Raw genomic sequence first — 26,969 nt, 5'->3', positions numbered from 1 at the left:
AGCATCCTAACCGTCGAACGCCTCGGACACCCACGCGCTCACGTCGGCGGCGGCCTCCTCGAGCACCGAGATGTGGTCGGCCCCCCGCACGCGCTCGTACGTCAGGTCCGCGCCCTGCGCCTCGTACTGCTCCGCCCGGCGGTCGCTGAGCAGCGGCGGCACCGTGGTGTCCTTCGTGCCGTGGACGACGAGGACCGGCACCTGCGGGTGCAGCTCCGCCGCGTCGTTGGCGCCGACGACCCGGCGGATGCGGGAGAGGTCGGCGTCGTCCCGCAGGAAGGTCGGCAGGTCCATGCCGCCGAAGGAGTCCTGCCGGAAGAGCTCGGCGATGCAGCGCTCCTCCAGCTGCGGCAGCAGCCTGCGGCCCGCGGGGCTCACCACGTCCTCCTCCGGCACGCCGGCGACGCGGGCGGCGGAGACGATGAGCGGACCGAGGAACCCCGAGCCCGCATCTGCCGCGGCGGCCCGCTCCTGCGCCGTCGTCCCCGCGGGCCGACCGCCGTCGGCCATCTCGACGACGACGCCGAGCTGGCTCGGCGGCGCCAGGGCGACGATCCCGGCCAGGTCGAGCCCGGGTGAGTACCCGGTGGTGAAGCGGCTCGTGAAGAGTGCCGCCTGGGCGCCCTGCGAGTGCCCCATGGCGACCCAGTGCGGGGAGAGGTCCGGGGAGAGCTCGTGCGCGGCCAGGACGATGTCGGTCATGGCCGCCCCGGCCGACTGCCCCATGAGGTACGGGTGCGGCCCCGGCGTGCCCAGCCCCTCGTAGTCGGTGCGCGCGACGGCGTAGCCGTCCCCGACGAGGTCCGCGGTGGCCCGGTCCATGGCCGCGGTGTAGACGCCCGTCTGCTGGTCCACCAGGGAGCGGGAGGGGGCGCACTCGTCGGCCATGCCGGTGGTGCCGTGGCCCCAGCTGATGACCGGCCAGCCGCCCTGCGGGGGCTTCCCGGCCGGCACGGACACCACCCCGGACACGGCGACGGGCTCCCCCTTCGCGTCCGTCGAGCGGTACATGACCAGGTGCGTCGTCCCGCCGATCGTCGGGCCGTCGACGACCCGGCGGGACCAGATGAGGCTGCCGTGGCGCCCTGCGGACAGCTGCTCCGCGCTCGTCGAGTAGAACGCCGCCCCCGCCGGGCCCTGCGGCGCCCCCGGCACGTCGTCGTCGCCGGCGCGCCACAGGACGAGGGCTGCGAGGAGGACCACGACGACGGCCGCTGCCACGAGCAGCCATCGACGCCGGCCGGCGCCCCACGAGGTCGTCATGCGGGGCATCCTCGCATCCACCCCCCGGGAGAGGCAGGATGGCGAGCATGAAGTCGAAGGTCGCCCTCGCCACCGTGCTCGCCGGCACCGCCGGGCTCGCTGCCCGGGACCTGCTGCAGAAGCAGCACTCCCTGAAGCGCAACTTCCCGGTCGTCGCCAACGCCCGCTACCTGCTCGAGCGCATCGGACCCGAGCTGCGGCAGTACATCGTCACGAGCAACGACGAGGAGCGGCCCTTCAGCCGGGACCAGCGGGCCTGGGTCTACGCCTCGTCCAAGATGGAGAACAACTACGTCGGCTTCGGCACGGACAACGACGTGGAGACGGTGGAGGGCTACCCGATCCTCAAGCACCGCACCTTCTCCGACGTCGCCGCGCCCACGGCGGTGCACTCCGCGGACTCCGTGGTCCTGCCGAGCGCCAAGGTCCTCGGGGGACCGCGTGGCCGCCGGCACGCGTTCCGGCCCAACTCGGTCGTCAACATCTCCGGCATGAGCTTCGGCTCGCTGTCCGGTCCGGCCGTCCGGGCCCTCAACGAGGGCGCCCGCCTCGCCGGCGCGCTGCACTGCACCGGCGAGGGGTCGCTCTCGCCGCACCACCGGCAGGGCGGGGACCTGATCTTCCAGATCGGCACGGCCTACTTCGGGTGCCGGGACGAGGAGGGCCGCTTCGACCTCGAGCGGCTCAAGGAGGTCGTGGCGTCCGCGCCGGTCAAGGCCATCGAGGTCAAGCTGAGCCAGGGGGCCAAGCCGGGGCTGGGTGGCATGCTGCCCGCGGCCAAGATCTCCGACGAGATCGCGCAGACCCGAGGCATCCCGCAGGGGCACGACTGCGCCAGCCCCTCCCGGCACACCGAGTTCGACGACGTCGACTCCCTCCTCGACTTCGTCGAGCGCGTCGCCGACGAGACCGGGCTGCCCGTGGGCATCAAGTCCGCGGTGGGCGACATGGGGTTCTGGCAGGAGCTCGTGGACACGATGGCCGCGGACCACTCCCGCGGGGTCGACTTCGTCGTCATCGACGGTGGCGAAGGGGGGACCGGCGCTGCCCCGCTCGTCTTCAGCGACGCGGTGGCGCTGCCCTTCCGGCTGGCCTTCACCCGGGTGTACTCGGTCTTCGCCCGCGCGGGCATCACCGACCGGGTCACCTTCGTCGGGTCCGGCAAGCTCGGCCTGCCCGAGAACGCGCTCGTCGCCTTCGCCCTCGGCTGCGACATGGTGCACGTGGCCCGTGAGCCGATGCTCGCGCTGGGCTGCATCCAGGCCCAGCGGTGTCACACGGACCACTGTCCCACCGGTGTCGCCACGCAGAACCCGTGGCTCGTCCGGGGGTTGGACCCGACGCTCAAGGCGCAGCGCGTCAACAACTACCTGCGCACCCTGCGCCGCGACCTGCTCAAGGTCTCGGAGGCGTGCGGCGTCTGGCACCCCGGGCTGCTCACGGTCGACGACGTGGAGCTGCTCCTCGGCAACCGCGCGGCCACCCCGCTCGGCGAGGTCTACGGCTACGAGCCCGGGTGGGGCGCGATCAGCGACGAGGACGCGGCCGCGATCATCGAGATCATGTCGCGGACCGCACCCCGTGGTGGGTCGAGCAGGGAGCGGACTACTTCACCTCGCGCATGAGGACCCGGTGGGTCCCGATCGCCAGCGGGATCCCGACCCAGACGGCGGTGGCGGCCGCCAGCTGCGCCCAGCTCTCGCCGGTCATGCTGCCCTCGGTGAGAGGCGCGGTGACGAGGTTGAGGTCGAGCCAGCGGGCGACATCGCCCATCCAGCCGGTCATCGCGGTGAGGACCGTCCACACCGTCGGCAGCACGAGGCTGGTGACGATAGCGACCGGGGTGTTGAGGAAGGCCGCGCCGAAGGCGACGCCCTGGAGGGTGTAGACGAGCCCGGCGAGGACGATGCCGACCAGCGAGATGCCGGTCAGGGTGAGTTCCCCGCCCGCGAGGAGCGTGCCGAGGAGGGCCGCGGCGCCGGCGGCGGCGAGCAGCACGAGGCAGAGCACCAGCGCCCCGGCGACCTTCGCAGCGAGCACCCGACCGCGCCGTGGCACGAGGGCGAAGGTCACCAGCCCGGTGCGGTGGGCCCACTCCTGGGTCGCCGACATGATGCCCACGATCGGCAGCAGGAGCATCATCGGCATGACGATCAGGCCCAAGAAGGTCGGGAAGGCCGTGCCGCTCCCCTCGCCCCAGACGACGAGGCCGGCAGCGACGAGGAAGCTCATCCCCGCCATGACGACGAGCATCCACATACCGGCGCGGGTGTCGACCATCTTGCGCAGCTCGAGGCCGACGAGCCGGGCGAAGGGGATCCGGTCGCCGGAGACGTCGACCGGCGCGGACTCGGACGTGGTGGGTGCGGTGGGTGCGGTGGCGGCGCTCATGCGGCCATCCCCTCTCGGGACTGTGCGGCGGTCAGGGTGAGGAAGAGCTCCTCGAGGCCACCGGCGGAGCCGCTGGCGAGGTCGGTGAGGACGATGCGGGCGTCGAGCGCGATGCGACCGACCGCCTCGCTGCTCGTCGCGGCCAGGAGGCCGGCGGGGCTGGCGGTGACCTCGATGCCCGCGGTGGTCAGCGCTGCGACCAGGGCCGCGTCGTCGGTGGAGCGCACGCGCGTGCCCTGCTGCTGCAGGAGCTGCTCGACGCTGCCCTGGGCGACGATGCACCCGTGGCCGATGATGACGAGCTCGTCGGCGACGACCTGCACCTCGGAGAGCAGGTGCGAGGAGAGCAGCACGGTGCCGCCGCGGTCGGCGAAGCCGCGCAGCAGCCCCCGCATCCAGTGGATGCCCTGGGGGTCGAGCCCGTTGGCCGGCTCGTCGAGGACGAGCACCTCGGGGTCGCCGATGAGCGCAGCGGCCAGGCCGAGGCGCTGGCGCATGCCGAGCGAGTAGCTGCGCACCCGTCGACCGGCCTCCTGGTCGGTGAGACCGACGGTGGCGAGCCCGTGCTCGACGGCGGTCGGACCGACGCCGATCGTCCGGGCGGCCAGGGTGAGCACCTCTCGTCCGGTGCGGCCGGGGTGCTGGGCCGAGGCGTCGAGCATGACGCCGACGTGGCGGCCGGGGTTGGGCAGGTCGGCGTAGCGCCGGCCGAGGACGAGCGCCTCGCCGGAGGTCGGCGGCGTGAGGCCGGTGACCATCCGCATCGCGGTGGACTTGCCCGCGCCGTTGGGGCCGAGGAACCCGGTGACGCTGCCGGGGCGGGCGGTGAAGGAGATGTCGTCGACGGCGGTGAAGCCGCCGTAGCGCTTGGTGAGGTGGGTGAGCGTGATCATGGCTCCCACGATGCGACGGCGGGGGCGAAGGGGGCATCGCCCGCAGGTCTCGACGGCTCCCCCTCCTCAGGTAGGGGGCGCCGGCGTGCGGCCCCCTCCCTGGGGCTGATGTCGTCGCGGTCGGGCTGCGCCTACGGTGGGCCCGTGACAGCCACAGCCCAGCGCGAGGAGCGCGTCCCGGACCGGCTCACGTGGTGGGACACCACGTGGCGGGTCGTCGTCGCGCTGCTCCTGGGCGGGCTGCTGTGGCTCGTCACGGCCGCGATGATCTTCTCGGACAGCGGTCTGGGCCCGAGCGTGCTGAGGGGCCTGTGGTTCGTCGTCGTCGACCCGCTCCTCGGTCTCCTCGCCGCGGGTCTGCTCCTGCTGCGCCGTCGGTGGCCGGTCCCGGTGACCACCGCGACGACGGTGCTCGCCGGCGTGTCGATGGTCGCCGCGGGAGCGCAGACCGTCGTGCTCGTCTCGCTCGCGACCCGCCGGCGCTGGCGCGAGATCCTCCCGCTCGCCGGGTTCACCGTGCTCGCGAGCCTCCTCGCGACCCGCGTCGTCTACCCCGACCCCAAGGCGCTGCCGCTCTGGGTGGAGGCCCTCGTCACCCTGCTCGTCATCGTCGTCACCGTGGCGGTCGGGTACGCCATCGGGTCGCGCCGGGCACTCGTGGCCTCGTGGGTCGAGCGGGCCCGCTCCGCGGAGTCGGAGCAGAGCGCGCGCGTCTCCCGGGCGCAGACGGCAGAGCGCTCGCGCATCGCCCGCGAGATGCACGACGTCCTCGCCCACCGCATCTCCCTCATCACGATGCACTCCGGGCTGCTCGCCTACCGCGAGGACCTGCCCTAGGCGGAGCGGCGCGAGGCGATCGCCGCGATCGACACCAACGCCCGCGCCGCGCTGACCGACCTGCGCGAGGTCCTCGGGGTCCTGCGCGACGAGGACGTGTCCCTCCCCCTTCGCCCGCAGAGCACCCTCGCCGACGTGCCGGAGCTGCTCGAGGAGGCCTGTGCCGCGGGAACCCGGGCCGCGTTCGACGACGGCGGCATCGACCCGACGGCCGTGCCCGAGACGACCGGACGCACGGTCTACCGGGTCGTGCAGGAGGGCCTGACCAATGCCCGCAAGCACGCGCCCGGGGCGGCCGTGGCGGTCACGCTCGGCGGCCGCGCCGGCGGCACGCTGCGGGTCGAGGTCGCCAACCCCCGCGCCGTCGGCCACCAGGCGCCGGCACCAGCCTCCGGGCTGGGTCTCCTCGGGCTCGCCGAGCGCGTCGAGCTGGCCGGCGGTGAGCTGGCGCACGGCTGGCACCCCGACGGGATGCACCGACTCGTGGCCTCGCTACCGTGGCCGGCGTGAGCCCGCCCATCTCCGTCGTCCTCGTCGACGACGACGCCATGGTCCGCACCGCGCTGTCGATGATCCTCGGCGGGGCGCCGGAGATCACCGTCGTCGCCCAGGCCGGGGACGGCCGGCAGGGGCTGTCGGTCATCGCCGAGCACGCGCCCGACGTCGTGCTCATGGACATCCGCATGCCGCGCCTGGACGGGTTGTCGGCCACCGAGGAGCTCGTCCGCAGCGGGGCACCGAGCAAGGTCATCGTCCTCACGACCTTCGACGCCGACGACGACGTCATGCGCGCGCTGCAGCACGGGGCGGACGGATTCCTGCTCAAGGACACCCCGCCGGACCGGATCGTCGAAGCCGTGCGGCTCGTCGCGGCCGGGCAGTCGATCCTCTCCCCGAGCGTCACGTCCCGGGTCCTGGAGTCCGTGCGCGGGGCCTCCCGACGCGAGGCCGACGCGTCGCGTGACACGGCCCGGTCCCGCCTGGCGCTGCTCACCGAGCGGGAGCTCGACGTCGCCCGCGCCGTCGGCGCGGGCCTGTCCAACGCGGAGATCTCGGCGCAGCTCTACCTGAGCGTCGCGACGGTCAAGGCCCACGTCGGCCGCATCCTCGACAAGCTCGACGCCGACAACCGGGTCCAGGTCGCGATCACCGTGCACGAGGCCGACCTCGACGCCCCCTGACCCTGCATTCCCCTAGGTGTAACTGGGCATGACCTTGGTGACACGGGTCTTGGCGCGGCTGGCTGGGGGTTGGTCCCCGATGGCGCTGTGTGGGCGATGGTAGTTGTAGTGGGTCACCCAGATCTGTAGCTGTCGTCGGCGGGCTTCTTCGGAGGGGTAGGCGTCGGCGTAGAGGACCTCGCGGGCCATGGTCTGCTGGTAGCGCTCGACCTTGCCGTTGTGCTTGGGCGTGTAGGGCTTGATCCGCTTGTGTTTCGAGGCGAAGGAGAGCACCGAGCGGGTGAAGTTCTTGGCGCGGTAACAGGACCCGTTGTCGGTGACGATGCGGGTGATGCGGGTGATGCCGTGCGCGGCGAAGAAGACCCGGGCGCGGGCCAGGAACGCGATCGCGGTCGCGGCGCTCTCGTCGTCGTGGGCCTCGGTGTAGACCATCCGGGTGAAGCCGTCCACGGCCGAGTGCAGGTAGGTGTAGCCCACCTTGGCGCCGCGGTGGTGTCCTCGCAGGCCGCGGGCCCGGTCAGCGTCCGAGCCGCGGCCGTGGACGCGCCACCCGCCCCCGGGCGGGATGCGTCCGACCTTCTTCACGTCCAGGTGGATCATGTGCCCGGGGTAGCGCGCGATGATCTTGCCGGCGGGCTGCTGGCGCAGGGGCTGCCCGTCGACGTCCAGGTCCCGCAGCCGGTTCAAGCCCTCGCGGCGCAGGATCCGGGCGATGGTGCACACCGCCACATTCGTGCCCTCATCGGCCAGCGCCAGATGGATGCGCCGCGCGGACCACTTACGGCGCCGCAGCTCGATGATCCGCTCGACCACCGGTTCGGCAGTCGCGCTCGGGGAGCGTTGTGGCCGGCTGGAGCGGTCGTGCAGCCCTTCCTCGCCGTGCTCGCGGTAGCGGGCTACCCATTTGGACAGGCACTGGCGTGAGATCGCGGCCTCGGCTGCGACGTGCGCGATCGGCCGCGGGCCGGCCTCATCATTGGCCTGACCCAGCACTCGCTCGATCAGACGTAGGCGACCACCAGGGGTCATCGGGGCATTAGCGTGGGACACAGGGCAGGTTCCTTTGGCTGGCTCGTGATGAACGGCTTTGACACCCTCATCCTGTCGCCACGGGGACCTGCCCGCCCTGTTACGCCCCTCCTCGTGTCACCAACCTCATGCCCCGCAACACCTAGGGCAATGCAGACCTGAGCGCGCATTGCCCTAGGGGAATGCAGGTTCGGGGGGGCGGTCGCGCGCGGGATCGGTCAGGCGAGGGCGGCGTAGGCCGCGCGCAGCAGGGCCTCGTCCGGGCCCTCGAGCCGGGCCGGCTCGGCCAGGCCGTCGAGCACGACGAAGCGCAGGGTGGACCCGCGCGTCTTCTTGTCACGGCGAAGGGCGGCGAGCAGCTCGTCGAAGTCCGCTCCCGAGTACCGGGTCGGCAGGCCGAGGAGACCCAGCACGTACCGGTGCCGCTCGAGCAGGGCCGCGTCGATCCGACCCGTGCGATGGGCGATCTCGGCCGCGAAGACCATGCCGATGGCCACGGCCTCGCCGTGACGCATGCGGTACTGCTCGTGGTGCTCGATCGCGTGACCGAGGGTGTGGCCGTAGTTGAGGATCTCGCGCAGGTGCGACTCGCGCAGGTCGGCGGCGACGACGCCCGCCTTGACCGCGATCTTGCGCTCGATGACCTCGCGCAGGGCGGGCGAGGTGGGGTCCTGCACCCCGGACTCGTCGGCCTCGACGATCTCGAGGATGCGCGGGTCCGCGATGAAGCCGCCCTTGACGACCTCGGCGAGCCCCGCGGACAGGTCCGCCGGGGGCAGCGTCGCGAGGTGGTCGAGGTCGCAGAGCACGGCGGCCGGCGTGTGGAAGGCCCCGACGAGGTTCTTGCCCTCGGCCGTGTTGATGCCGGTCTTGCCACCCACGGCCGCGTCGACCATGCCGAGCACGGTCGTCGGCACGTGCACGACCGCCACGCCGCGCAGCCAGGCCGCGGCGGCCCAGCCGCCGAGGTCGGTGACGCTGCCGCCGCCGACGGCGACGACCGCGTCGCTCCGGGTGAACCCGGCCTGCCCCATCGTCGCCCACAGGTCGGCCGCGACGGTCACCGTCTTGGCCGCCTCGGCGTCCGGTACGGGGGCGACGTGGACCTCGAGACCGGCATCCCGCAGGGCGGCGACGACGGGCTCCGCGAGCCGGGCGAGCGGCGCGCCGTGGACGACGAGGACCCGGGCGACCCCCTTCGGCAGGACGTCGGTGACGCGGCTCGAGACGCCGGGCCCGACGAGGACGTCGTAGTCGTCTCCGACGGGGATGGTGCTCACGTCACTCACGCGCTCTCCTCCAGCAGACGCAGGGCGTCGGCCACGACCTCGTCGACCTGCCGTCCCGCGGTGTCCACGCGGTGCGTCGCGAGGGCCTCGTACGTGGGGCGGCGCGCCTCCATCGTCCGGATCCAGCTCTGCCGCGGGTTGACCGCCAGCAGCGGCCGGCTCGTGTCGAAGCCGATCCGCTTGGCCGCGTCGGCGATGCCGACGTCGAGGAAGAGGACCGTGTGCCCGGCCAGCGCCTCGGTGACCGCGGGGATCATCGGCGCCCCGCCACCGAGCGCCAGGACGATGCCCTCATCGGTGAGCGACTCGAGCACGGCGCGCTCCTCGGCGGCCCGGAAGTACTCCTCCCCCTCGATGACGAAGAGGTCGGAGATGCTGCGTCCCTCGCGCTGCTCCACGAGGGAGTCGGTGTCGACGAGGGACCGGCCGAGGCGGTCGGCGAGCTCGCGGGCGACCGTCGACTTGCCGACCCCGGGAGGGCCGATGACGACGACGAAGGGGGCCCCGCTCACGCCTCCCACGTCCGCATGAGCTCGGGGATCGCGTCGAGGTAGGCGCGGTGGTTGCGGGCGGTCTCGGCGACGGAGTCGCCGCCGAACTTCTCGACGCAGGCCTCGGCGAGCACGAGGGCGACCATCGCCTGGGCGACGACGCCGGCGGCGGGCACGGCGCACACGTCCGAGCGCTGGTGGATGGCGGTCGCCGGGTCGGTCCCGGCGACGTCGACGGTCTCGAGGGCGCGCGGGACGGTGCTGATGGGCTTCATCGCGGCGCGCACGCGCAGCACGTCACCGGTGCTCATGCCCCCTTCGGTCCCTCCGGCCCGGCCGGTGCGGCGGTGGATCACGCCGTCCGCGTCACGCTCCATCTCGTCGTGCGCGGCCGAGCCGCGACGGCGGGCGGTCGTGAAGCCGTCGCCGACCTCGACGCCCTTCATCGCCTGGATGCTCATGAGGGCGCCCGCGAGGCGCGCGTCGAGGCGACGGTCCCAGTGGACGTGGCTGCCCAGGCCCGGGGGCAGGTCGTAGGCGAGGACCTCGACGACGCCGCCGAGGGTGTCGCCGTCCTTCTTGGCCGCCTCGATCTCGGCGACCATGGCGTCGGTGCCCTCTCGGGTCATCGCGCGGACCGGGTTGGCGTCGAGGACCGGGGTGTCCTCGGGGGTCGGCAGCGGGCCGTCCACGGGGGCGGAGCCCTCACCGATGGCGACCGTGTGCGCGACGAGGCGGATGCCGTAGGCCTGCTCGAGGAAGCGCTCGGCGATCTCGCCGAGGGCCACGCGGGCCGCGGTCTCGCGGGCCGAGGCGCGCTCGAGGACCGGGCGGGCCTCGTCGAATCCGTACTTCTGCATGCCCACGAGGTCGGCGTGGCCGGGACGCGGGCGGGTGAGCGGCCGGTTGCGGGCGATCTCCTTCTCCGCGTTGACGTCGTCGGCCGCGGCGAGCGCGTCGCTCTCGACGGGGTCGGCGCTCATCACCGTCTCCCACTTGGGCCACTCGGTGTTGCCGATCATCACGGCCAGCGGCGAGCCGAGGGTCCTCCCGTGGCGGACACCACCGAGGAAGGTCACCTGGTCCTGCTCGAACTTCATGCGGGCCCCGCGGCCGTAGCCGAGACGGCGACGGGCGAGGGCCCCGGCGACGTCCGAGGTCGTGACCTCGACGCCCGCGGGCAGCCCCTCGAGGGTCGCCACGAGGGCCTGGCCGTGCGACTCACCAGCGGTCAACCAACGCAACATGGGCGCAATCCTCGCACTTCGGTCAGCGGGCGCCGTCAGGCGTCCGGGGTGTGGCCGAGTGCCTCCCGGCCGGCAGCCTGCATCGCCTCGACGGGCGCCGTGACCCCGGTGAAGAGCTCGAACTGCCGCGCCGCCTGGTGGACGAGCATCTCCAGCCCGGAGACGACCGTCGCACCGTGCTCGGCGGCGGCCCGCGCCAGCGGGGTCGGCCAGTCGGCGTAGACGACGTCGAGGAGGGTGACCCCGGTGAGGTCGCCGCGGGTGTGCCCGGCGGCGACGGCGTTGGCCGGTCCCCCCGGGAGGGTGGAGACCACGGCCCGGTCACCCGTGGTCGCCCACTCCCGGAGCGGGACGACCTGCAGATCGACGTCGCACACGTCCCGCAGGGCCTCGGCCCGGGACGGGGTCCGGGCAGCGACGGTGACCCGTCGCGCCCCGAGCCCGACGAGCCCGAGCAGCGCCGAGCGGGCCGTCGCCCCGGACCCGACGATCGTCGCGGAGGAGACGTGCGCGGCACCCGCCTCGGCGAGGGCCGCGACAATCCCGTGGACGTCGGTGTTGTGCGCCGACCAGCCCGCCTGCGTGCGCACGAGCGTGTTGATGGCGCCGGCCGCGCGGGCGAGCGCGCTCACCTCGTCGGCGACGTCGAAGGCCGCGACCTTGAGCGGCATGGTGAGGCTCAGGCCGCGCCAGGAGGCGTCGAGACCGGCGACGAAGGGGGCGAGACCCCCTTCGTCGACCTCGTGGGCGGTGTACTCCCAGTCCGGCAACCCGGCCGCCGCGTACCCCGCCCGGTGGAGCGTGGGCGAGAGCGAGTGCCGGATCGGGCTGCCGAGGACGCCCGCGTGCAGCGTCACTTCTCGCAGCTGCCGGTGTTGCGGCAGAACTCCTGGACGTTGCGCTGGTGCTGGGCCTCGTCCGCGGTGAACTTCGTCTCCCCCGACTCCGGGTCGACGGTGACGAAGAAGAGCCAGTCGCCCTCGTCGGGGTTGCCGGCGGCCTCGATGGCGTCGGCGCCCGGGTTGTTGATCGGGCCGGGGGGCAGCCCCTTGTTCTTGTACGTGTTGTACGGGCTGTCGGTGTTGCGCTCCTTGTCGGAGGTCGTCACCGTCCCCCGCTTCTGGAGCATGTAGTGGATCGTCGAGTCCATCTGGAGCATCCCGACCGTCGGTCCGTTGACGTCCTCCAGACGGTTCTCGACGACCCGGGCGACCTTGCCGCGGTCGGCGGCCCCGGCCTCACCCTCGACGATCGAGGCGACGGTGAGGGTGCGCTCCCAGTCGCGGCGCGCGACCTTGGCCTCGGTGAGCTGGTCGGTCGTCATCCTGATCATCTGGTTGAGCTGCTCGACCGCGCTCGTGCCCTTCTCGAACTCGTAGGTCGAGGGGAAGAGCCAGCCCTCGACGTCGCCGCCTGCCTCGGCGGGGAGCTCGAGCTGGGCGGACTTCTCCGCCTTCTCGTAGTCGGCGACGGGCACGCCGGTGGCCTTGGAGAGCTTGGGGTAGATCTCCGACCGCCACAGGCCCTCGCTCAGCGTGACGCCCTTGGCGATCCGCGCCTTGGGGTCGAGCAGACGGTCGAAGGCGCTGGCCGCCGACATCTCCTGACGCATCGAGTAGGTGCCCGGCTGGATCGCCGCCGCCTTGTCCGGCTGGGTCGCCGCCACGGAGGTGAAGCTGCTCGTCGACTTCACGACGCCGGCCTCGACGAGGGACTCGCCGATCTCGGAGCCGGACTGCCCGGAGGTGATCTCCACCTCGACGGTGCCGTGGCCGGCGCCCTCGTAGTCGCTTGGCTCGCTGGCGCCGGGGAGGAGCGAGCGCAGGGAGCCGAAGGCGAAGAAGGCCGCCGCGAGCAGGACCGCACCGGCGAGCAGGACCGCCAGGCAGCTCGCCCCGGTGCGGCGCGAGCGGTCGCGGTTGGCCCGACGACGCGACCGGGTGTGCCGGTGCTCGTGCTGGCTCTCGAAGATGTCGTCGTCGAGCTGGTTCATGCCTTCTTGCCCTTCGGTGTGCGTCGGCGCGGCCGACCGACCCGTTCGCCGGGGGGTCCACCGGTTGCGCGTTCCGTGTCCAGCGCAGTCTGCAGGATCAGCACGGCCGCCGCCTGGTCGACCACGCTGCGATGGCGCCGTCCGGCGACGCCGCTCTCCCGCAGACCCCGATGAGCATCCACGGTCGTGAGCCGTTCGTCCACGAGGCGGATCGGTGTGTTGCCGAGCGGTGACGCGTGCAACACGGACCCCAGGTGCTTGACCCAGGTCCGGACCCCGGCTGCCGCCGGCCCCTCGCTCCCGTCGAGGGAGCGGGGCAGGCCGACGACGAGCTCCATCGCGCCGAGCTCGCCGGCGAGGGTGATGACGCGGTCGATGTCGCTGCCGTGCTGCAGGTCGCGTGCCACGGTCTCGACGGGCGTCGCGAGCAGCCCGCCGGGGTCGCACGCGGCGACCCCGACGCGGGCCTCGCCCACGTCGATGCCGAGCCGCACGCCCGGGCGCATCGCGCCGGGCACCTCGTCAGGCACCGAGCTCCCGCTCGATGGCCGCCAGGGCGTCCTCGACCTTGGTGGCGTCCTGGCCACCGCCCTGGGCGAGGTCGTCCTTGCCGCCACCGCCGCCGCCGAGGACCTGGGCCGCGACCCGCACGAGCGCGCCGGCCTTGACCCCCTTCGCCCGGGCGGACTCGTTGGTGGCGACGACGACGACCGGCTTGCCGGGGCCGTCACCGGTGAGGGCCACGACCGAGGGTCGCTCCTCGCCGAGCTTGGCCCGGGTGTCCGTGACCATCCGGCGCAGGTCGTCCGGCATGCCCCCGGCGACGTGCTGGCCGATGTACGTGGTGCCGCCGACCTCGCTCGCCGCGTCCGTGAGCGCGCCCGCGTTGGCGGCCACCTGCTCGCGACGGACCTTGTCCAGCTCCTTCTCCACCTCGCGCAGGCGGGTGACGAGCTCGCTGACGCGCTCGGGCAGCTCTGCCGATGGCGCCTTGACGATGCTCGAGAGCTCGGCGACGAGCGCCCGCTCGGTCGCGAGGTGCTGCAGCGCGTTCATCCCGACGTAGGCCTCGAGGCGGCGCACGCCGGAGCCGACGCTGGACTCGCCGGTGAGGGTGAGGGCGCCGATCTGGCTGGAGTGGCGCACGTGGGTGCCGCCGCACAGCTCGCGCGACCACTCGCCACCGATCTCGATGACGCGGACCTGCTCGTCGTAGGTCTCGCCGAAGAGCGCCAGCGCGCCCCGCTCACGGGCCTCGGGCAGGGTCATCCAGTCCGCGGAGACCGGCAGGTCGTCGCGGACCGCGAGGTTGGCCACGTGCTCGATCTCGGCGCGGGCGTCGGCGGACAGGCCCTGGTTCCACGCGAAGTCGAGCCGCAGGTACCCGGGCTTGTTGTACGACCCGGACTGCAGCGCGGAGGGACCGAGCACCTGCCGCAGCGCCGCGTGCACGACGTGCGTGCCGGAGTGCGCCTGGCAGGCGTCCACGCGCCACTGCGGGTCGACCTCGGCCGAGGCCTCGGTGCCCACGCGCACCGGGCCGTCGGCGACCTCGACGGTGTGCACGACGAGGCCCTTCACGGGACGCTGGACGTCGCGCACGAGCAGGCGCGCGCCGTCGACGACGATGACGCCGGAGTCGGCGACCTGACCGCCGGACTCGGCGTAGAAGCTCGTGCGGTCGAGCACGACCTGGCCGGTCTGCCCGGGCTCGAGCTCCTCGACACGGGCGCCGTCGCGGACGAGACCGACGACCGAGCCGGTCGTCGTCAGCTCCTCGTACGCGCGCCAGTCGGTGGCGCCCAGCGCACGCAGGTCCCTCCACACCTCGGTGTGGGCGATGCCGCCCTTCTTGGCCCTGGCGTCGGCCTTGGCCCGCTGCCGCTGCTCGTCCATGAGGCGGACGAAACCGTCGCGGTCGACCTTCAGCCCCTGCTCGGCCGCCATCTCGAGGGTGAGGTCGATCGGGAAGCCGTAGGTGTCGTGCAGGGCGAAGGCCTGGTCACCGCCGAGGGTGTCCCCCCCGCCCTGCTTGGTCCTCGCCACCGCGGTGTCGAGGATCGTCGTGCCCTGCGCGAGCGTGCGCCGGAAGGCCTGCTCCTCGGCGTAGGCGATCTGCGCGATCCGGTCGAAGCCGGTGCGCAGCTCCGGGTACGAGGCGCTCATCCGCTCCATCGAGACCGGCATCAGATGCGGCAGCGCTGGCTCGTCGTAGCCCAGCAGGCGCATCGCGCGCACCGCACGCCGCAGCATGCGGCGCAGCACGTAGCCACGTCCCTCGTTGCCGGGGGTGACACCGTCCCCGATGAGCATGAGAGAGGAGCGCACGTGGTCGGCCACGACGCGCAGGTGGACGTCGTCGGGGTGCGAGTCACCAGCGGTGTGGCCCGACCGGGTGCCGTAGCTGCGACCGGTCATCTCGGCGGCCTTCTCCAGGACCGGGTAGACCTCGTCGATCTCGTACATGTTGTCGACGCCCTGCAGGATGCTCGCGATCCGCTCCAGGCCCATGCCGGTGTCGACGCTCTGCGCGGGCAGCGGGCCGGCCACGTCGAAGTCGGACTTCGAGCGCACCGCCGACAGCTCGTACTGCATGAAGACGAGGTTCCAGATCTCCATGAACCGGTCCTCGTCGACCGCCGGCCCGCCGTCCCGGCCGTACTCCTCGCCGCGGTCGTAGAAGATCTCGCTGCACGGGCCGCCCGGGCCGGGCACGCCCATCGACCAGTAGTTGTCCGCCTCGCCGCGGCGCACGATGCGCTCGGCGGGGATCGAGGTGAGCTCCAGCCACAGCTGCTCGGCCTCGTCGTCGTCGCGGTAGACCGTCGCCCAGAGACGCTCCGGGTCGAGGCCGTACCCCCCGGCGTCCTGGCTCGTCGTGAGCAGCTCCCACGCGAAGCTGATCGCCTCGCGCTTGAAGTAGTCGCCGAAGGAGAAGTTGCCGTTCATCTGGAAGAAGGTGCCGTGCCGCGAGGTCTTGCCGACCTCGTCGATGTCACCGGTGCGCACGCACTTCTGCACGCTCGTGGCACGGTCCCAGGGCGCCGTCTCCTGACCGGAGAAGTACGGCTTGAAGGGGACCATGCCCGCGTTGACGAAGAGGAGCGTCGGGTCCTCGTGGATCAGCGGGGCGGAGGGGACGACCGTGTGCCCCTTCGCCTCGAAGAAGGTCAGCCAGCGGCGCCGGATCTCGGCAGTTTCCATGGGTGTTCGCGTCCAATCTGGTGGTGCAGGTCTGTGCTGCAGGATCTCGGGCAGGAGCGAAGGGGGCGACCGGCGCGTCAGGCGCGGGCCGACCCCGAGGTAGCTCGCCGGGCGATGGTCCGCCGCGGCCGTCCGAGAGGCACGGTCATGGCCCCCACCCTACCCGGGCCCGCCGTCCTACCCCTTGCCGCGCAGACGTCCCCGCAGCCAGGCCCACCGCTCCTGCAGCCGCGCCTCGAAGCCGCGGTCCGTCGGCCGGTAGTACGACCGCTCGGCCAGCTCGGCGTGCAGGTCGTCGGGCAGGTACTGCTGTGCCGCCACCGCGTCCGGCTGGTCGTGCGCGTAGACGTAGCCCTCCACCTTCGCTCCCCCGCTGGCACCGGCCGCACGGTCGGAGGCCTGGGTGTACCCGCTGCCGCGCAGGTGCGGCGGCACCGCCTGGACCTTGCCGGCCCGCACGTCGGCGACCGCCTCGTTGATCCCCGTGTAGGCGGCGTTGGACTTGGGGGCCAACGTGTTGTGCACGACCGCCTGGGCGAGGATGATCCTCGCCTCCGGCATGCCGATCTGGGCGACGGCGTGCATGGCCGCGACAGCGGTCTGCAGCGCGGTCGGGTCGCCGAGGCCGACGTCCTCGGACGCGGAGATGACGATGCGCCGGGCGATGAACCTCGGGTCCTCGCCCGCCTCGAGCTGCCGGGCGAGGTAGTGCAGCGCCGCGTCCACGTCGGACCCGCGCATCGACTTGATGAAGGCGGAGGCGACGTCGTAGTGCTGGTCGCCCGTGCGGTCGTAGCGCACCGCGGCACGGGCCACCGCCTGCTCGACGTGGGCCAGGGTGAGCGGCACCGTCTCCGGTGTGCCCGGCCCGAAGGGGACGTCGCCGGCGGCCACGCCGGCCGCGGCCTCGAGGGAGGTGAGCGCGCGACGGGCATCACCGCCGGCGATCGCGACGAGGTGGTCGCGGGCGTCGTCGGCGAGGTCGTACCCGCCGGCCAGGCCGCGCTCGTCGGTGAGGGCCGCGTCGATGACCTCCGCGACCTCCTCCCGGGTCAGGGAGTCGAGGGTGACGAGGATCGAGCGGGAGAGCAGCGGCGCGATGACCGAGAAGCTCGGGTTCTCCGTCGTCGCCGCGACGAGGACGACCTCGCGGTTCTCGACGCCGGGCAGCAGCGCGTCCTGCTGCGCCTTGGAGAAGCGGTGGATCTCGTCGAGGAAGAGCACCGTCTGCCGCCCGTACATCGACCGGTTGGTCGCGGCGCGCTCCATCACCGCGCGCACGTCCTTGACGCCGGCGGTCACCGCCGACAGCTGGACGAAGTCACGGTCGGCGGCCGTCGCGACGAGGTGCGCGAGCGTCGTCTTGCCGGTCCCCGGCGGCCCCCAGATGATCGCCGACATCGGTCCGGCGACGGCGTTGGCGCTGCCCTCCACGAGGCGTCGCAGCGGCGAGCCGGGACGCAGCACCTCCCCCTGGCCGCGCACCTCGTCGAGGTTGCGGGGGCGCATCCGCACCGCGAGCGGCGCGTTGAGGTCCGCCCCGGGCGACGCCGCGTCGTCGGAGGCAGAGGCGAAGAGATCGTCGGGCACCACAGGTGGCACGCTATCCCGGTGAGCCAGACCGTCCCCATGTCGCACCTGCTGGAGTGGAGCGGCGGCGACCCGGTCGTGCGGGCCGAGGCCTCGTCCGACGTCGAGGTCCCCGCCCTCGCGATCCGCGCCGGGGCGGCGTGGGCGCTCGCCTTCGTCCGCCCGACCCACACCCACGGCGTCGCGATCATGCTCCGGGGCGACCACGCGGCCCTGCGCGAGCTGGTGGGGTCCGCCCCCTTCGCCTCGTGGGTGAGCCGGGCGAGGGCGAAGGGAGCCACCTCGGTCACCCTGCCCCGCGGTCTGGAGGACCTCGGCGGGCTGCTCGGGGCGGTCGGTGGCCGCTGGGAGTTCATGAGCACGCGGACCGCGCCGGCCACCGAGCCCGTCGAGGGCCTCGTCGAGCTGGGGCCGTCGGAGCGCGACGAGGTCCAGGCCCTGCTCGACATGCACAACCCGGGGACCGACGGGCAGCCCTTCGCCCGCGCGGGGCAGCGCTGGCTCGGTGCCCGCGACGCGGCCGGCGCCCTGCTCGCCGTCGGCTGCTGCGAGCGCGAGCGCTCGGGCGCACCGGTGCTCGCCGGCATCACGACGGTGCCCGCCGCCCGCGGCCGTGGGCTCGCGCGGGCGGTCACGACCGAGCTGACCCGGGCCGCCGTCGCCGAGCACGGGTGGTGCACGCTGGGGATGTACTCGCACAACGACCGGGCACGACGGATCTATCTCTCGCTCGGCTACGAGGTGCACGCGGAGTGGACCAGCGGGAGGTTGGCATGAGCGCGGTCGGCGAGCTCCTGCGACCCCTCGTCCGCTGGAACCCCGGCCCCGTGCGGCGCTGGATCGCCCTCAGGGCGGCGACGGCCGCGGCGGTCCCGATGGTCCTCATCTCCCTCCTCGACAACCACCACGATGCCTTCATGGCCGGGCTGGGGGTCTTCGCCGTCCTCTACGGGGCCGGTGGACCGGTCCGGCGCCGGTTCCGGACCATCCCGCTCGCCGGTCTGGGGCTGCTCCTCGCGATCGGCATCGGCATCCTCACCGCGGGCCATGCACTCCTCGGCATCCTCGCGATGGCGGTGGTCGCGACCGTCGCCGCCCTGCTGACCTACACCCTCGGCATCGGGCCGCCGGCCGCGTTCTTCTTCGCCCTCGATCTCGGCATCGCCCACCTCGCGGCGACCGGCGGAGCCGATCCCGGCAAGGTGCTCGGTCTCGCCGCCATCGGCGTCCTGTCGGCGATCGTCGTCGGGACCTCGGATGCGTGGTTCCGCGTCACCGGCATCGAGGAGGCCGCGGTCAGCGCCGCCGAGGGGGCCGTCGACGCCTACGTCCGGGAGACGGACCCGGCGGCCGTCCCCGCGGCCCGCCGGACCGCCGCCGGGGCCCTCAGCCGGGCCTGGACCGCCGTGACCGACGGTGGCACCGAGGAGGCCTTCGCGGGGCGGCTCCAGCGTGTCAACAACCGCTACGCGAGCACGGTCGCCAAAGCGGTCGGCGGGACCGACACCGAGGTGACCGCGGAGATGGCCCTGCACCAGGCCGCGAGCGTGCGGCAGGTCTCCCTCGGGCGCCCCCGCGCCTCGTGGTCCCTGCGCCAGGCCCTGCGCTGGCCGAGCGAGGACCTGCTCGTCGCCGCCCGCGTCGCGGCGGCGACCCTCCTCGCGGGCGGCTTCGCCCTCCTGCTCGACAACGCCCACGCCTACTGGGCGGCCGGGTTCGCCGTCCTCGTCGTGCAGACGGGCGGGACCCGGGTCTCGCAGCACCACCGGGCCCTGCAGCGCACCGTGGGCACCGCCACCGGGCTCGTCCTCTTCGCCGCGGTCCTCTCGCTCGACCTCAGCCACTGGTGGCTCGTGGCGGTCGTCATCGTCTTCCAGGGCATCGTCGAGCTGCTCGTGACACGCAACTACGCGATGGCGGTCACCTTCATCACCCCGCTCGCGCTGGTGATCTCCTCACGGCTGACGGCGATGGACACGGAGACGATCGTGCTCGACCGCGCCCTCGACACGCTCATCGGCGTGGGGTCGGCGGTGCTCGTCCTCTTCGTCAGCGGTCGCCTCGGCCGGCCGGAGCTGCTCCTGCGGGCCCACGGGCGTCGGGTCGTCCTCGCCCTCGACGACGTGCTCGCGGACCTCGCCGAGCGCCGGACCCGCACGGACGCCGGGATGGCCGCCCACCTCGACCACTGCCGCCAGCTGTACGTCGAGCTCATCGGCTCCGACGTCGTGGCCACGCGGGCCGTCGCCGACGCCCCCCGGGCGGTCGCCCCGTACCGCGAGATGGAGCAGCTGCTCGCCGCCATCGGCTACCAGGTCCTCGGTGCGGCGTGGAACCCGCGCGTGCGCGGGCAGCGCGAGCTCATGGCGCAGGCGCGCGAGGCCCTCACGGGCCTCACCGACCACCCGGTGACCCGGCACCGGCCGGCGGAGGCGATCACCGCCGACCTGCGTCGGGTCCACGCGATCCTCGCCGGGGCCTGAGGTGACCCGCACGAGTGCGGGACTGCTCCCCTTCGTCCGGGGCGAAGGGGGGAGCGCGCACGTCTTCCTCGGGCACATGGGCGGCCCCCTGTGGACCAGGCGGCCGCGCGGCTGGACGATCGTCAAGGGCGAGCACGGGCCGGACGAGGAGCCGCTCGCCGCGGCCGAGCGCGAGTGGCTGGAGGAGACCGGGGCTCCGGCACCGGCTGGTGACCGTGTGCCGCTCGGCGAGATCCGCCAGTCCGGCGGCAAACGGGTCACGGCGTGGGCGATCGAGGTCGGCGCGGCAGCTGACGTCGTCTTCGTCGAGAGCGGCGTGTTCGAGATGGAGTGGCCTCCGCGATCCGGCCGGCGGCAGAGCTTCCCCGAGCTCGACCGCGCGGGGTGGCACGACCTCGACAGCGCCCGGGAGCTCGTGGTGGCCGCGCAGACGGCCTTCCTCGACCGGCTCGTGGAGCTGCTCGGCGACTGACTCAGATCGAGTGGGCGGCGAGCCCCGGCACGAGCGGGGTGAGGCCGTGGACGAGGCCGGCGGCGCCCGAGGCGGGGTCGTGCAGCACCGCCCGGATCCCGACGCCGCGGGCGGCCGTGACGTTGACCGGCACGTCGTCGACGAACCCGACCCGCTCCCCCGGCAGGTCGAGGTCCTGCAGGATGTGCTCGAAGAAGGTGGGGTCGGGCTTCATCGCGCCGAGCTCGCTCGAGTAGTAGGAGCCGTCGACGAGGTCGTCGTAGCCGCGCACCTCACGCATGTGCCGCACCCGGTGGTCCTGCTGGTTGGTCGCGAGCATGCACGGCACGCCGAGCTCTCGGACCGCGGTGAGCACCGCCACCGCCTCCGGGTCGAGGTCGAACTGCTCCCAGATCGCCAGCAGGTCCTCGACCGTCAACGGCAGGTGCGTGCGCCGCCGGCCCTCGTGCCGCAGCAGCTCCTCGAGGACCTCGCGCAGCGACCGCTCACCGCGCAGGGCGGGCAGCTCGGCCTCGAAGACCTGCTCGGCGAAGCCGGGGCCGACCGCCCCGTCGAGACGGGCGCGCCAGTCGAAGCGTCCGTGCTGCAGGACGCCGTCGCAGTCCCACAGCAGCACCTCGACCGGCTCGCCCATCGCTCAGGCGCCTGCCTGCTCCGCGTCCTCGTCGCGGCGCGGCGTGGCGTCGATGCCCGCCTCCTTGCGCTGCTCCGGGGTGATCGGCGCGGGCGCGTCGGTCAGCGGGTCGTAGCCGCCACCGGACTTGGGGAAGGCGATGACGTCGCGGATGGAGTCGGCACCCAGGAGCAGCATGCAGATGCGGTCCCAGCCGAAGGCGATGCCGCCGTGCGGCGGGGCGCCGAACTTGAAGGCCTCGAGGAGGAATCCGAACTTCTCCTGCGCGGACTCCTCGTCCAGGCCCATGACCTTGAAGACCCGCTCCTGCACGTCCTTGCGGTGGATACGGATGGACCCGCCGCCGATTTCGTTGCCGTTGCAGACCAGGTCGTACGCGTAGGCGAGAGCCGGCCCCGGGTCGGAGTCGAAGGTGTCGAGGAACTCCTCCTTGGGGCTGGTGAAGGCGTGGTGGACCGCGGTCCACGCGCCGGCACCCACCGCGACGTCGCCCGCGGCCACGGCGTCGCCGGCCGGCTCGAAGAGCGGGGCGTCGACGACCCACAGGAAGGACCAGGCGCTGTCGTCGATGAGCCCGCACCGCTGGGCGATCTCCTGGCGGGCGGCACCCAGGAGCGCGCGGGCGGCCCGGGGGGTGTCCGCGGCGAAGAAGATGCAGTCGCCGGGCTCGGCACCGACGTGGGCGGCCAGACCGGCCTTCTCGCTGTCGGAGATGTTCTTGGCGACGGGGCCACCGAGCTGGCCGTCCTCGCCGACGGTGACATAGGCCAGGCCCTTGGCCCCGCGCTGCTTCGCCCACTCCTGCCAGGCGTCGAACTGCCGGCGGGGCTGGCTCGCGCCACCCGGCATGACAACGGCGCCGACGTGCTCGGCCCTGAAGACCCGGAAGGGGGTGTCGGCGAAGTACTGGGTGCAGTCGACGAGCTCGACGCCGAAGCGCAGGTCGGGCTTGTCGGAGCCGTAGCGCTCCATGGCCTCCGCGTAGGTCATCCTCGGGAAGGGGGTGGGCAGGTCGACGCCGATCGTCGCCCAGACCGCCTTGGCGATCGCCTCGCCGAGCTCGATGACGTCGTCCTGCTCGACGAAGGACATCTCGATGTCGAGCTGGGTGAACTCCGGCTGCCGGTCGGCGCGGAAGTCCTCGTCGCGGTAGCAGCGCGCGATCTGGTAGTAGCGCTCCATGCCGGCGACCATGAGCAGCTGCTTGAACAGCTGCGGGCTCTGCGGCAGCGCGTACCACTCGCCGGGCGCGAGGCGCGCGGGGACGAGGAAGTCACGCGCGCCCTCGGGCGTGGACCGCGTGAGGGTCGGGGTCTCGATCTCGACGAAGTCGCGCTCGGCGAGCACCGAGCGGGCAGCGGCGTTGACCTTGCTCCGCAGACGCAGACCGGCGCCGGCGCTCGAGGCACCCGGGCGGCGCAGGTCGAGGTAGCGGTGCTTCAGGCGCGCCTCCTCGCCGACGCTCACGCGCTCGTCGATCTGGAAGGGCAGCGGCGCGGCCTCGGAGAGGACCTCGATCGTCGTCGCGACGACGTCGACCTCGCCGGTGGGCAGGTTGGGGTTGACGTCCTTGGGGTCACGCGGGGTGACCTCGCCGACGACCTTGACGACGTACTCGTTGCGCAGGTCGTGCGCCGCACCGGTGAGGACCTCGTCACGGGCGACGACCTGGGCGACGCCCGAGGCGTCCCGCAGGTCGAGGAAGGCCACGCCGCCGTGATCGCGTCGGCGACCCACCCATCCGGTGAGCGTGACGGTCTGGCCGGAGTGCTCGGCACGCAGTGTGCCGGCTTCGTGGGTGCGGAGCATGACGTCCTATCGCGAGGGGTGGTTCTCGGCCCGGCGGGCGCCCGGCCACCGCTCATCCTACGAAGGAGCGAGGTGCTCGGCGAACCCGTGGCCCGCACGGACGGATCAGCGGTGGGCGGGGTGCTCCGGCCACGGGCTGTCGGCCGGACGAAGGGAGACCCACCCGCCCTCCCGCGCGACCCGGGCGGCCAGGGCCGCGACGATCAGGGTCGAGTTGTGCACCCGTCCCGCGAGCACGGCCTCGGCCACCTCGTCGAGCGGGACCCGGCGGTACTCGAGGTGGGTCTCCTCGCCGTCGCGCGCGTGGCGCTCGCCCTCGGGCACCTCGTGCAGGCCGCGGGCCAGGTAGACCCGGATCGCCTCGTTCATCCCGCCGGGCGAGGGGAAGTAGTCGACGAGGACCCACCACTCGTCGGCGGTGACGTCCGCCTCCTCGAGCAGCTCGCGCTGCGCCCCGACGAGTGGATCCTCGCCCGCGACGTCGAGCAGTCCGGCGGGGACCTCCCACTCGTGGGCGGCCACGGGGTGGCGGTACTGCCGGATGAGCAGCGCCCGGTCGTCCTCGTCGAGGGCGAGGACGGCGACGGCGCCCGGGTGGTCGACGACCTCGCGCACGAGGGTCTGTCCCTCGAGCTCGAAGGTGTCACGGCGCACGTCCCACACCGCACCGTCGAAGACGACCTCGCTGGCCGTCACCGACAGGCTGACCAGCTCGTCCCGCAGCCTCCCGTCCTCGACCATCAGCCGGCGGAGTCGGTGGTGGCCGCTGCCGGCGCCGTCTCGCGGCTCGGCTCGACCTCGACGAGTCGCGCGTCCTTCTGCGCCTGGACGGCCGCGCCGATGAGCCCGGCGAAGAGCGGGTGCGCCTTGTCCGGGCGGGACTTGAACTCGGGGTGCGCCTGCGTCGAGACGTAGTACGGGTGCACCTCGCGCGGGAGCTCGACGAACTCGACGAGACCGAGCTGAGGATGCGTGCCGCTCACGACGAGACCGGCCTGCTCGAGCTGGTCGAGGTAGGTGTTGTTGACCTCGTAGCGGTGGCGGTGGCGCTCGGTGACCTTGGTCGTGCCATAGGCCTGCGCGGTGACCGAGCCCTCGCGCAGGTCTGCGGGGTAGGAGCCCAGACGCATCGTGCCGCCGAGGTCTCCCGCGCCGTCGACGAAGGACTTCTGCTCCTCCATCGTCGCGATGACCGGCGCCGAGGAGTCGGAGTCGAACTCCGTGGAGCTCGCGCCCTGGATCCCCGCGACGTTGCGGGCGTACTCGATGACCATGCACTGCAGGCCGAGGCAGATGCCGAGCGTCGGCACGTGGTTCTCCCGGGACCAGCGCAGGGCACCGAGCTTGCCCTCGATGCCGCGCACGCCGAAGCCTCCGGGCACGAGGACGGCGTCGACGCCACCGAGCGCCCGCGCGGCACCGGCCGGCGTCTGGCAGTCGTCCGAGGGGACCCAGCGGATGCGGACCTTGGCGTCGTTGTGGAAGCCACCGGCACGCAGGGCCTCGGTCACCGACAGGTAGGCGTCGGGCAGGTCGATGTACTTGCCGACGAGGGCGACCTCGATCTCGTGGCGCGGGTGGTGGACCCGGCGCAGCAGGGTGTCCCAGCTGTCCCAGTCCACGTCGGTGAAGTTCAGGCCCAGGCGCCGGATGACGAAGGTGTCGAGGTGCTCCCGGTGCAGGACCTTGGGGATGTCGTAGATGCTCGGGGCGTCGACGCAGGCGGCGACGCCGTCCTGCTCGACGTCGCAGGACATCGAGATCTTGCGCTTGATGTCGGCGCTGATCTCGCGGTCGGCGCGCAGGACGAGCGCGTCGGGCTGGATGCCGACCTGGCGCAGCGCGGCCACGGAGTGCTGGGTCGGCTTGGTCTTCATCTCGCCGCTCGGCGCGATGTACGGCACGAGCGAGACGTGGAGGAAGAAGCAGTTGTCGCGGCCGAGCTCGTGGCGCACCTGGCGGGCCGCCTCGAGGAAGGGCAGCGACTCGATGTCGCCGACGGTGCCGCCGATCTCGGTGATGATGATGTCGGGAGCGCTGGAGGCCTCGACGCCGGGGCTGCCGGCCGCGGGCGCACGCATCCGCGAGGTGATCTCGTTGGTGATGTGCGGGATGACCTGGACGGTGTCGCCGAGGTACTCGCCCTTGCGCTCGCGGGCGATGACCCGGCTGTAGACCTGACCGGTCGTCACGTTGGCGGAGCCGTCGTGGTTGGTGTCGAGGAAGCGCTCGTAGTGGCCGATGTCGAGGTCCGTCTCGGCACCGTCCTCGGTGACGAAGACCTCACCGTGCTGGAACGGGTTCATCGTCCCCGGGTCCACGTTGAGGTAGGGGTCCAGCTTCTGCATCGTGACCCGCAGGCCACGCGCTCGAAGCAGGTGCCCGAGGCTCGAGGCCGTCAGTCCCTTGCCGAGTGAGGAGACGACTCCTCCGGTCACGAAGATGTGTTTCGTCAGTGCCACCACGGGGTTCCAATCTACGTCACATCGGGCAGTGCTCGGTACCTGGCCACCCACCGTGCCACGCTCTCCTCGAGCCCGTCCCACGTCGCGGCCCGCGTGCGGGCGCGTCCGGCGGCCGCCGCCGCGCGCTCCGGGTGGTCCAGGACTGCGGCGACGGCGCGCGCGATGGGCGCCGCGGCCTGGTCCTGCGGGCCCTCGACGAGCAGCCCGGCCCCGTCGAGCAGGTCCGGCAGGCCGCCGACCCTGCGGGCCACGACGGGCGTCCCGGCTGCCATGGCCTCCTGGACGACGAGGGCCCGGGCCTCCCACTCGCTCGGCACGACGAGGACGTCGGCGGCCAGCAGCCACGGCGTGACGTCGCGGGCCGCGCCGAGCAGGCGCACCGGTCCCGGGTCGGTCAGTGCCTCCTGGCCGGGCCCGACGAGCCCCCATGTGCCGGTTCCGAGCCCCGCCGCCGTCCGCAGCACGTCGATGCCCTTCTGCGGGGCGACCCGGGCGATCGTCAGGACGAAGGGGGTCTCCCCCGCCATCCCGTGCCCCGCCAGGAGCAGGTCACGGTGCGCGGCCCGCCAGGCGGCTCGGTCGGTGGCGAGCAGCCCGGGCACCCGTGGCGAGGGCACCTCCGCCGGCTCCGCCCGCCGGGCGCCGAGCGCTCTCGCGTCGGCGACGAGGTCGCTGCTCGCCCCGGTGACGAGGTCGGCTCGCCGCACGACGAGCCGGGCGGCCGCCTCCCCCGCGAGCCGGCGCGGCGAGGTCCCCGAGCCGCGGACGGGGTTGTGCAGGCTGATGACGAAGGGGGTCCCCCGCGCCGCGGCCGAGGCGACCAGCCCCGCCCGGAACCCGTGGGCGTGGACGACGTCGGCCCCCCGGGCCAGGGCGCGCACGGCGCGTGGGGTGAGGGGCGCCTCCCCCGGCAGGTCGAACCGCTCGCGGGTCCCCGGCTCGGTGGCGACGACGACGTCGTGGTCGGCTGCGCGCAGCCCGGCGGCGAGGTCGGCGACGTGCGTCCCGATCCCTCCGGAGGCGCTCGCGAGGCAGAGCAGGATCCTCATGGGCTCATCCTCCCTTCGTCCGCCGTGCTCCGGGCAGTCGGGCACGCAGGCCGGGGTCGAGTGCGGCCCCCACGAGCAGCACACCCGCGGCGACGGCGGCGGCGGCGAGGCCCCCGGCGACGACGACGAAGGGGGTCTGCTCGGGCCAGTGGTCCCGGCCGAGCAGGTGGACGAGCAGCCCCGCGCCGAGGGCGAGCCCGGCGAGGACGAGGGCGCGCGTCAGCCCGGCGACGGCCTCGACGCCCCAGTCGTGGCGCACCCGCAGGAGCAGGCCCAGGCCCGCGAGCGCCATGCCGAGCGAGGACGCGAGCCCGAGGACCACGAGGGTGCGACGGGCCCCGTCCTGGGGGCCGAGGACGAGCAGCGGCACGACGGCCGCGACGAGCCAGCCCCCGGCCATCGTCAGCCCGGCGAGCAGGGCTCGGCCGCGCGCGTAGAGCGCCCGCAGGGCCACGGCGCACAGCGCGAAGGCGATGAGTCCCGGCACCATGGCGATGAGCGCCTCGGGCATGGCCGCCAGGGCCCGGGAGCCCTCGCCGCGCCGGTCGATGGCGGTGAAGACCCGGCCGATCGGTGCGGCGGCCGCGACGAGCCCGGCAGCCGCCGCTGCCGAGAGCACGACGACGGCGCGCAGGGAGGCCGCGAGGGT

General features: G+C 73.3%; 24 protein-coding genes and 1 pseudogene. 7 read left to right on the top strand and 18 right to left on the bottom strand.

The window, feature by feature from the left end:
- Window positions 1-6: 6 nt before the first annotated feature.
- Window positions 7-1,263 (bottom strand): lipase family protein, encoded by a 1,257-nt coding sequence (locus tag JT1_RS04175; protein ID WP_068323579.1) that lies wholly within the window; start codon window positions 1,261-1,263, stop codon window positions 7-9.
- A gap of 47 nt (window positions 1,264-1,310) precedes the next feature.
- On the opposite strand from JT1_RS04175, the gene JT1_RS04170 reads away from it, so the two are divergent.
- On the top strand, window positions 1,311-2,888 hold the full coding sequence (locus JT1_RS04170; RefSeq protein ID WP_068323577.1) for an FMN-binding glutamate synthase family protein: 1,578 nt from the start codon (window positions 1,311-1,313) through the stop codon (window positions 2,886-2,888).
- Here the strand turns inward: JT1_RS04170 and JT1_RS04165 are convergent.
- Window positions 2,869-3,654: an ABC transporter permease gene (locus JT1_RS04165; protein ID WP_068323575.1), complete on the bottom strand. Its 786-nt coding sequence runs from the start codon at window positions 3,652-3,654 to the stop codon at window positions 2,869-2,871. The genes JT1_RS04170 and JT1_RS04165 overlap by 20 nt on opposite strands.
- Window positions 3,651-4,547, bottom strand: a complete 897-nt coding sequence (locus tag JT1_RS04160) for an ABC transporter ATP-binding protein (protein ID WP_068323574.1) — start codon at window positions 4,545-4,547, stop codon at window positions 3,651-3,653. Before JT1_RS04160 ends, JT1_RS04165 begins: the two co-directional genes overlap by 4 nt.
- 144 nt (window positions 4,548-4,691) lie before the next feature.
- On the opposite strand from JT1_RS04160, the gene JT1_RS18645 reads away from it, so the two are divergent.
- The 3 genes from JT1_RS18645 to JT1_RS04145 all read left to right on the top strand — a co-directional run bounded on the left by JT1_RS18645 (window position 4,692) and on the right by JT1_RS04145 (window position 6,565).
- Window positions 4,692-5,384, top strand: coding sequence for a histidine kinase (locus JT1_RS18645; RefSeq protein WP_068323573.1), 693 nt, complete (start codon window positions 4,692-4,694; stop codon window positions 5,382-5,384).
- Window positions 5,385-5,480: 96 nt separating this feature from the next.
- On the top strand, window positions 5,481-5,894 hold the full coding sequence (locus JT1_RS18640) for a sensor histidine kinase (RefSeq protein ID WP_068323566.1): 414 nt from the start codon (window positions 5,481-5,483) through the stop codon (window positions 5,892-5,894).
- Window positions 5,882-6,565, top strand: coding sequence for a response regulator (locus tag JT1_RS04145; RefSeq protein WP_068323564.1), 684 nt, complete (start codon window positions 5,882-5,884; stop codon window positions 6,563-6,565). Before JT1_RS18640 ends, JT1_RS04145 begins: the two co-directional genes overlap by 13 nt.
- 12 nt (window positions 6,566-6,577) lie before the next feature.
- On the opposite strand, the gene JT1_RS04140 is transcribed toward JT1_RS04145, so the two are convergent.
- The 9 genes from JT1_RS04140 to JT1_RS04100 all read right to left on the bottom strand — a co-directional run bounded on the left by JT1_RS04140 (window position 6,578) and on the right by JT1_RS04100 (window position 17,411).
- The gene (locus JT1_RS04140) at window positions 6,578-7,615 is read right to left on the bottom strand and encodes an IS481 family transposase (protein ID WP_068321680.1); all 1,038 of its coding nucleotides are present in this window, start codon (window positions 7,613-7,615) and stop codon (window positions 6,578-6,580) included.
- A 197-nt stretch (window positions 7,616-7,812) separates the two neighbouring features.
- Entirely contained in the window at window positions 7,813-8,883 is a 1,071-nt protein-coding gene (gene aroB / locus JT1_RS04135) for a 3-dehydroquinate synthase (RefSeq protein WP_068323560.1), read from the bottom strand.
- Window positions 8,880-9,395 (bottom strand): shikimate kinase, encoded by a 516-nt coding sequence (locus JT1_RS04130; RefSeq protein WP_068323556.1) that lies wholly within the window; start codon window positions 9,393-9,395, stop codon window positions 8,880-8,882. Before JT1_RS04130 ends, aroB begins: the two co-directional genes overlap by 4 nt.
- Complete coding sequence (gene aroC, locus JT1_RS04125; RefSeq protein WP_068323542.1) at window positions 9,392-10,621, bottom strand: chorismate synthase; 1,230 nt, start codon at window positions 10,619-10,621, stop codon at window positions 9,392-9,394. The genes JT1_RS04130 and aroC overlap by 4 nt, the downstream gene beginning before the upstream one ends.
- A gap of 35 nt (window positions 10,622-10,656) precedes the next feature.
- Window positions 10,657-11,478, bottom strand: coding sequence for a shikimate dehydrogenase (locus JT1_RS04120; protein ID WP_369407429.1), 822 nt, complete (start codon window positions 11,476-11,478; stop codon window positions 10,657-10,659).
- Window positions 11,475-12,614: an endolytic transglycosylase MltG gene (mltG, locus tag JT1_RS04115; RefSeq protein WP_068323530.1), complete on the bottom strand. Its 1,140-nt coding sequence runs from the start codon at window positions 12,612-12,614 to the stop codon at window positions 11,475-11,477. The genes JT1_RS04120 and mltG overlap by 4 nt, the downstream gene beginning before the upstream one ends.
- Window positions 12,611-13,120 (bottom strand): Holliday junction resolvase RuvX, encoded by a 510-nt coding sequence (gene ruvX, locus JT1_RS04110; protein ID WP_068323896.1) that lies wholly within the window; start codon window positions 13,118-13,120, stop codon window positions 12,611-12,613. Before ruvX ends, mltG begins: the two co-directional genes overlap by 4 nt.
- Window positions 13,121-13,136: 16 nt before the next feature.
- A complete protein-coding gene (alaS, locus tag JT1_RS04105; protein ID WP_068323524.1) occupies window positions 13,137-15,818 on the bottom strand; it encodes an alanine--tRNA ligase in 2,682 nt (893 codons plus the stop codon).
- A gap of 177 nt (window positions 15,819-15,995) precedes the next feature.
- A complete protein-coding gene (locus JT1_RS04100; RefSeq protein WP_068323519.1) occupies window positions 15,996-17,411 on the bottom strand; it encodes a replication-associated recombination protein A in 1,416 nt (471 codons plus the stop codon).
- A gap of 18 nt (window positions 17,412-17,429) precedes the next feature.
- Here JT1_RS04100 and JT1_RS04095 point away from each other — a divergent pair, with 18 nt between their 5' ends.
- The 3 genes from JT1_RS04095 to JT1_RS04085 are packed head-to-tail and all read left to right on the top strand — an operon-like array spanning window position 17,430 to window position 20,363.
- On the top strand, window positions 17,430-18,185 hold the full coding sequence (locus JT1_RS04095) for a GNAT family N-acetyltransferase (RefSeq protein ID WP_068323516.1): 756 nt from the start codon (window positions 17,430-17,432) through the stop codon (window positions 18,183-18,185).
- Window positions 18,182-19,891, top strand: coding sequence for an FUSC family protein (locus JT1_RS04090; protein WP_068323514.1), 1,710 nt, complete (start codon window positions 18,182-18,184; stop codon window positions 19,889-19,891). Before JT1_RS04095 ends, JT1_RS04090 begins: the two co-directional genes overlap by 4 nt.
- 1 nt (window position 19,892) lies before the next feature.
- Window positions 19,893-20,363, top strand: a complete 471-nt coding sequence (locus JT1_RS04085; RefSeq protein WP_068323512.1) for an NUDIX hydrolase — start codon at window positions 19,893-19,895, stop codon at window positions 20,361-20,363.
- 1 nt (window position 20,364) lies between these two features.
- Here the strand turns inward: JT1_RS04085 and JT1_RS04080 are convergent, their stop codons facing one another.
- The 6 genes and pseudogenes from JT1_RS04080 to JT1_RS04055 all read right to left on the bottom strand — a co-directional run.
- Window positions 20,365-20,997 carry an HAD family hydrolase gene (locus JT1_RS04080; RefSeq protein WP_068323505.1) on the bottom strand — a complete coding sequence of 211 codons (633 nt, stop codon included), beginning with the start codon at window positions 20,995-20,997 and terminating at the stop codon, window positions 20,365-20,367.
- Window positions 20,998-21,000: 3 nt separating this feature from the next.
- Window positions 21,001-22,806 (bottom strand): aspartate--tRNA ligase, encoded by a 1,806-nt coding sequence (gene aspS, locus JT1_RS04075; protein ID WP_068323503.1) that lies wholly within the window; start codon window positions 22,804-22,806, stop codon window positions 21,001-21,003.
- 105 nt (window positions 22,807-22,911) lie between these two features.
- Window positions 22,912-23,547, bottom strand: a complete 636-nt coding sequence (locus JT1_RS04070; protein ID WP_068323500.1) for an NUDIX domain-containing protein — start codon at window positions 23,545-23,547, stop codon at window positions 22,912-22,914.
- Window positions 23,547-25,271: a CTP synthase gene (gene pyrG, locus JT1_RS04065; RefSeq protein WP_068323498.1), complete on the bottom strand. Its 1,725-nt coding sequence runs from the start codon at window positions 25,269-25,271 to the stop codon at window positions 23,547-23,549. Before pyrG ends, JT1_RS04070 begins: the two co-directional genes overlap by 1 nt.
- Before the next feature lie 11 nt (window positions 25,272-25,282).
- Complete coding sequence (locus tag JT1_RS04060) at window positions 25,283-26,320, bottom strand: glycosyltransferase (protein WP_068323495.1); 1,038 nt, start codon at window positions 26,318-26,320, stop codon at window positions 25,283-25,285.
- Window positions 26,321-26,324: 4 nt separating this feature from the next.
- Window positions 26,325-26,969: pseudogene (locus JT1_RS04055) on the bottom strand (virulence factor MviN); the annotation flags it as partial.

Source organism: Janibacter terrae NBRC 107853, from assembly GCF_001591405.1.
GTDB lineage: Bacteria > Actinomycetota > Actinomycetes > Actinomycetales > Dermatophilaceae > Janibacter > Janibacter terrae.
Note: the sequence above shows the minus strand (reverse complement) of the source record. Positions and strands in the feature narration are given on the sequence as shown.

What these genes read in the sequence shown, in the direction of transcription:
- JT1_RS04090 (WP_068323514.1), top strand. Translation starts at nt 18,182, where the DNA reads ATGAGCGCGGTCGGCGAGCTCCTGCGACCCCTCGTCCGCTGGAACCCC.
- alaS (WP_068323524.1), bottom strand. Translation starts at nt 15,818, where the DNA reads ATGGAAACTGCCGAGATCCGGCGCCGCTGGCTGACCTTCTTCGAGGCG.
- mltG (WP_068323530.1), bottom strand. Translation starts at nt 12,614, where the DNA reads ATGAACCAGCTCGACGACGACATCTTCGAGAGCCAGCACGAGCACCGG.
- JT1_RS04060 (WP_068323495.1), bottom strand. Translation starts at nt 26,320, where the DNA reads ATGAGGATCCTGCTCTGCCTCGCGAGCGCCTCCGGAGGGATCGGGACG.
- JT1_RS04175 (WP_068323579.1), bottom strand. Translation starts at nt 1,263, where the DNA reads ATGACGACCTCGTGGGGCGCCGGCCGGCGTCGATGGCTGCTCGTGGCA.
- JT1_RS04170 (WP_068323577.1), top strand. Translation starts at nt 1,311, where the DNA reads ATGAAGTCGAAGGTCGCCCTCGCCACCGTGCTCGCCGGCACCGCCGGG.
- aroC (WP_068323542.1), bottom strand. Translation starts at nt 10,621, where the DNA reads ATGTTGCGTTGGTTGACCGCTGGTGAGTCGCACGGCCAGGCCCTCGTG.
- JT1_RS04160 (WP_068323574.1), bottom strand. Translation starts at nt 4,547, where the DNA reads ATGATCACGCTCACCCACCTCACCAAGCGCTACGGCGGCTTCACCGCC.
- JT1_RS04165 (WP_068323575.1), bottom strand. Translation starts at nt 3,654, where the DNA reads ATGAGCGCCGCCACCGCACCCACCGCACCCACCACGTCCGAGTCCGCG.
- JT1_RS04080 (WP_068323505.1), bottom strand. Translation starts at nt 20,997, where the DNA reads ATGGGCGAGCCGGTCGAGGTGCTGCTGTGGGACTGCGACGGCGTCCTG.
- JT1_RS04070 (WP_068323500.1), bottom strand. Translation starts at nt 23,547, where the DNA reads ATGGTCGAGGACGGGAGGCTGCGGGACGAGCTGGTCAGCCTGTCGGTG.
- aspS (WP_068323503.1), bottom strand. Translation starts at nt 22,806, where the DNA reads ATGCTCCGCACCCACGAAGCCGGCACACTGCGTGCCGAGCACTCCGGC.
- ruvX (WP_068323896.1), bottom strand. Translation starts at nt 13,120, where the DNA reads ATGCGCCCGGGCGTGCGGCTCGGCATCGACGTGGGCGAGGCCCGCGTC.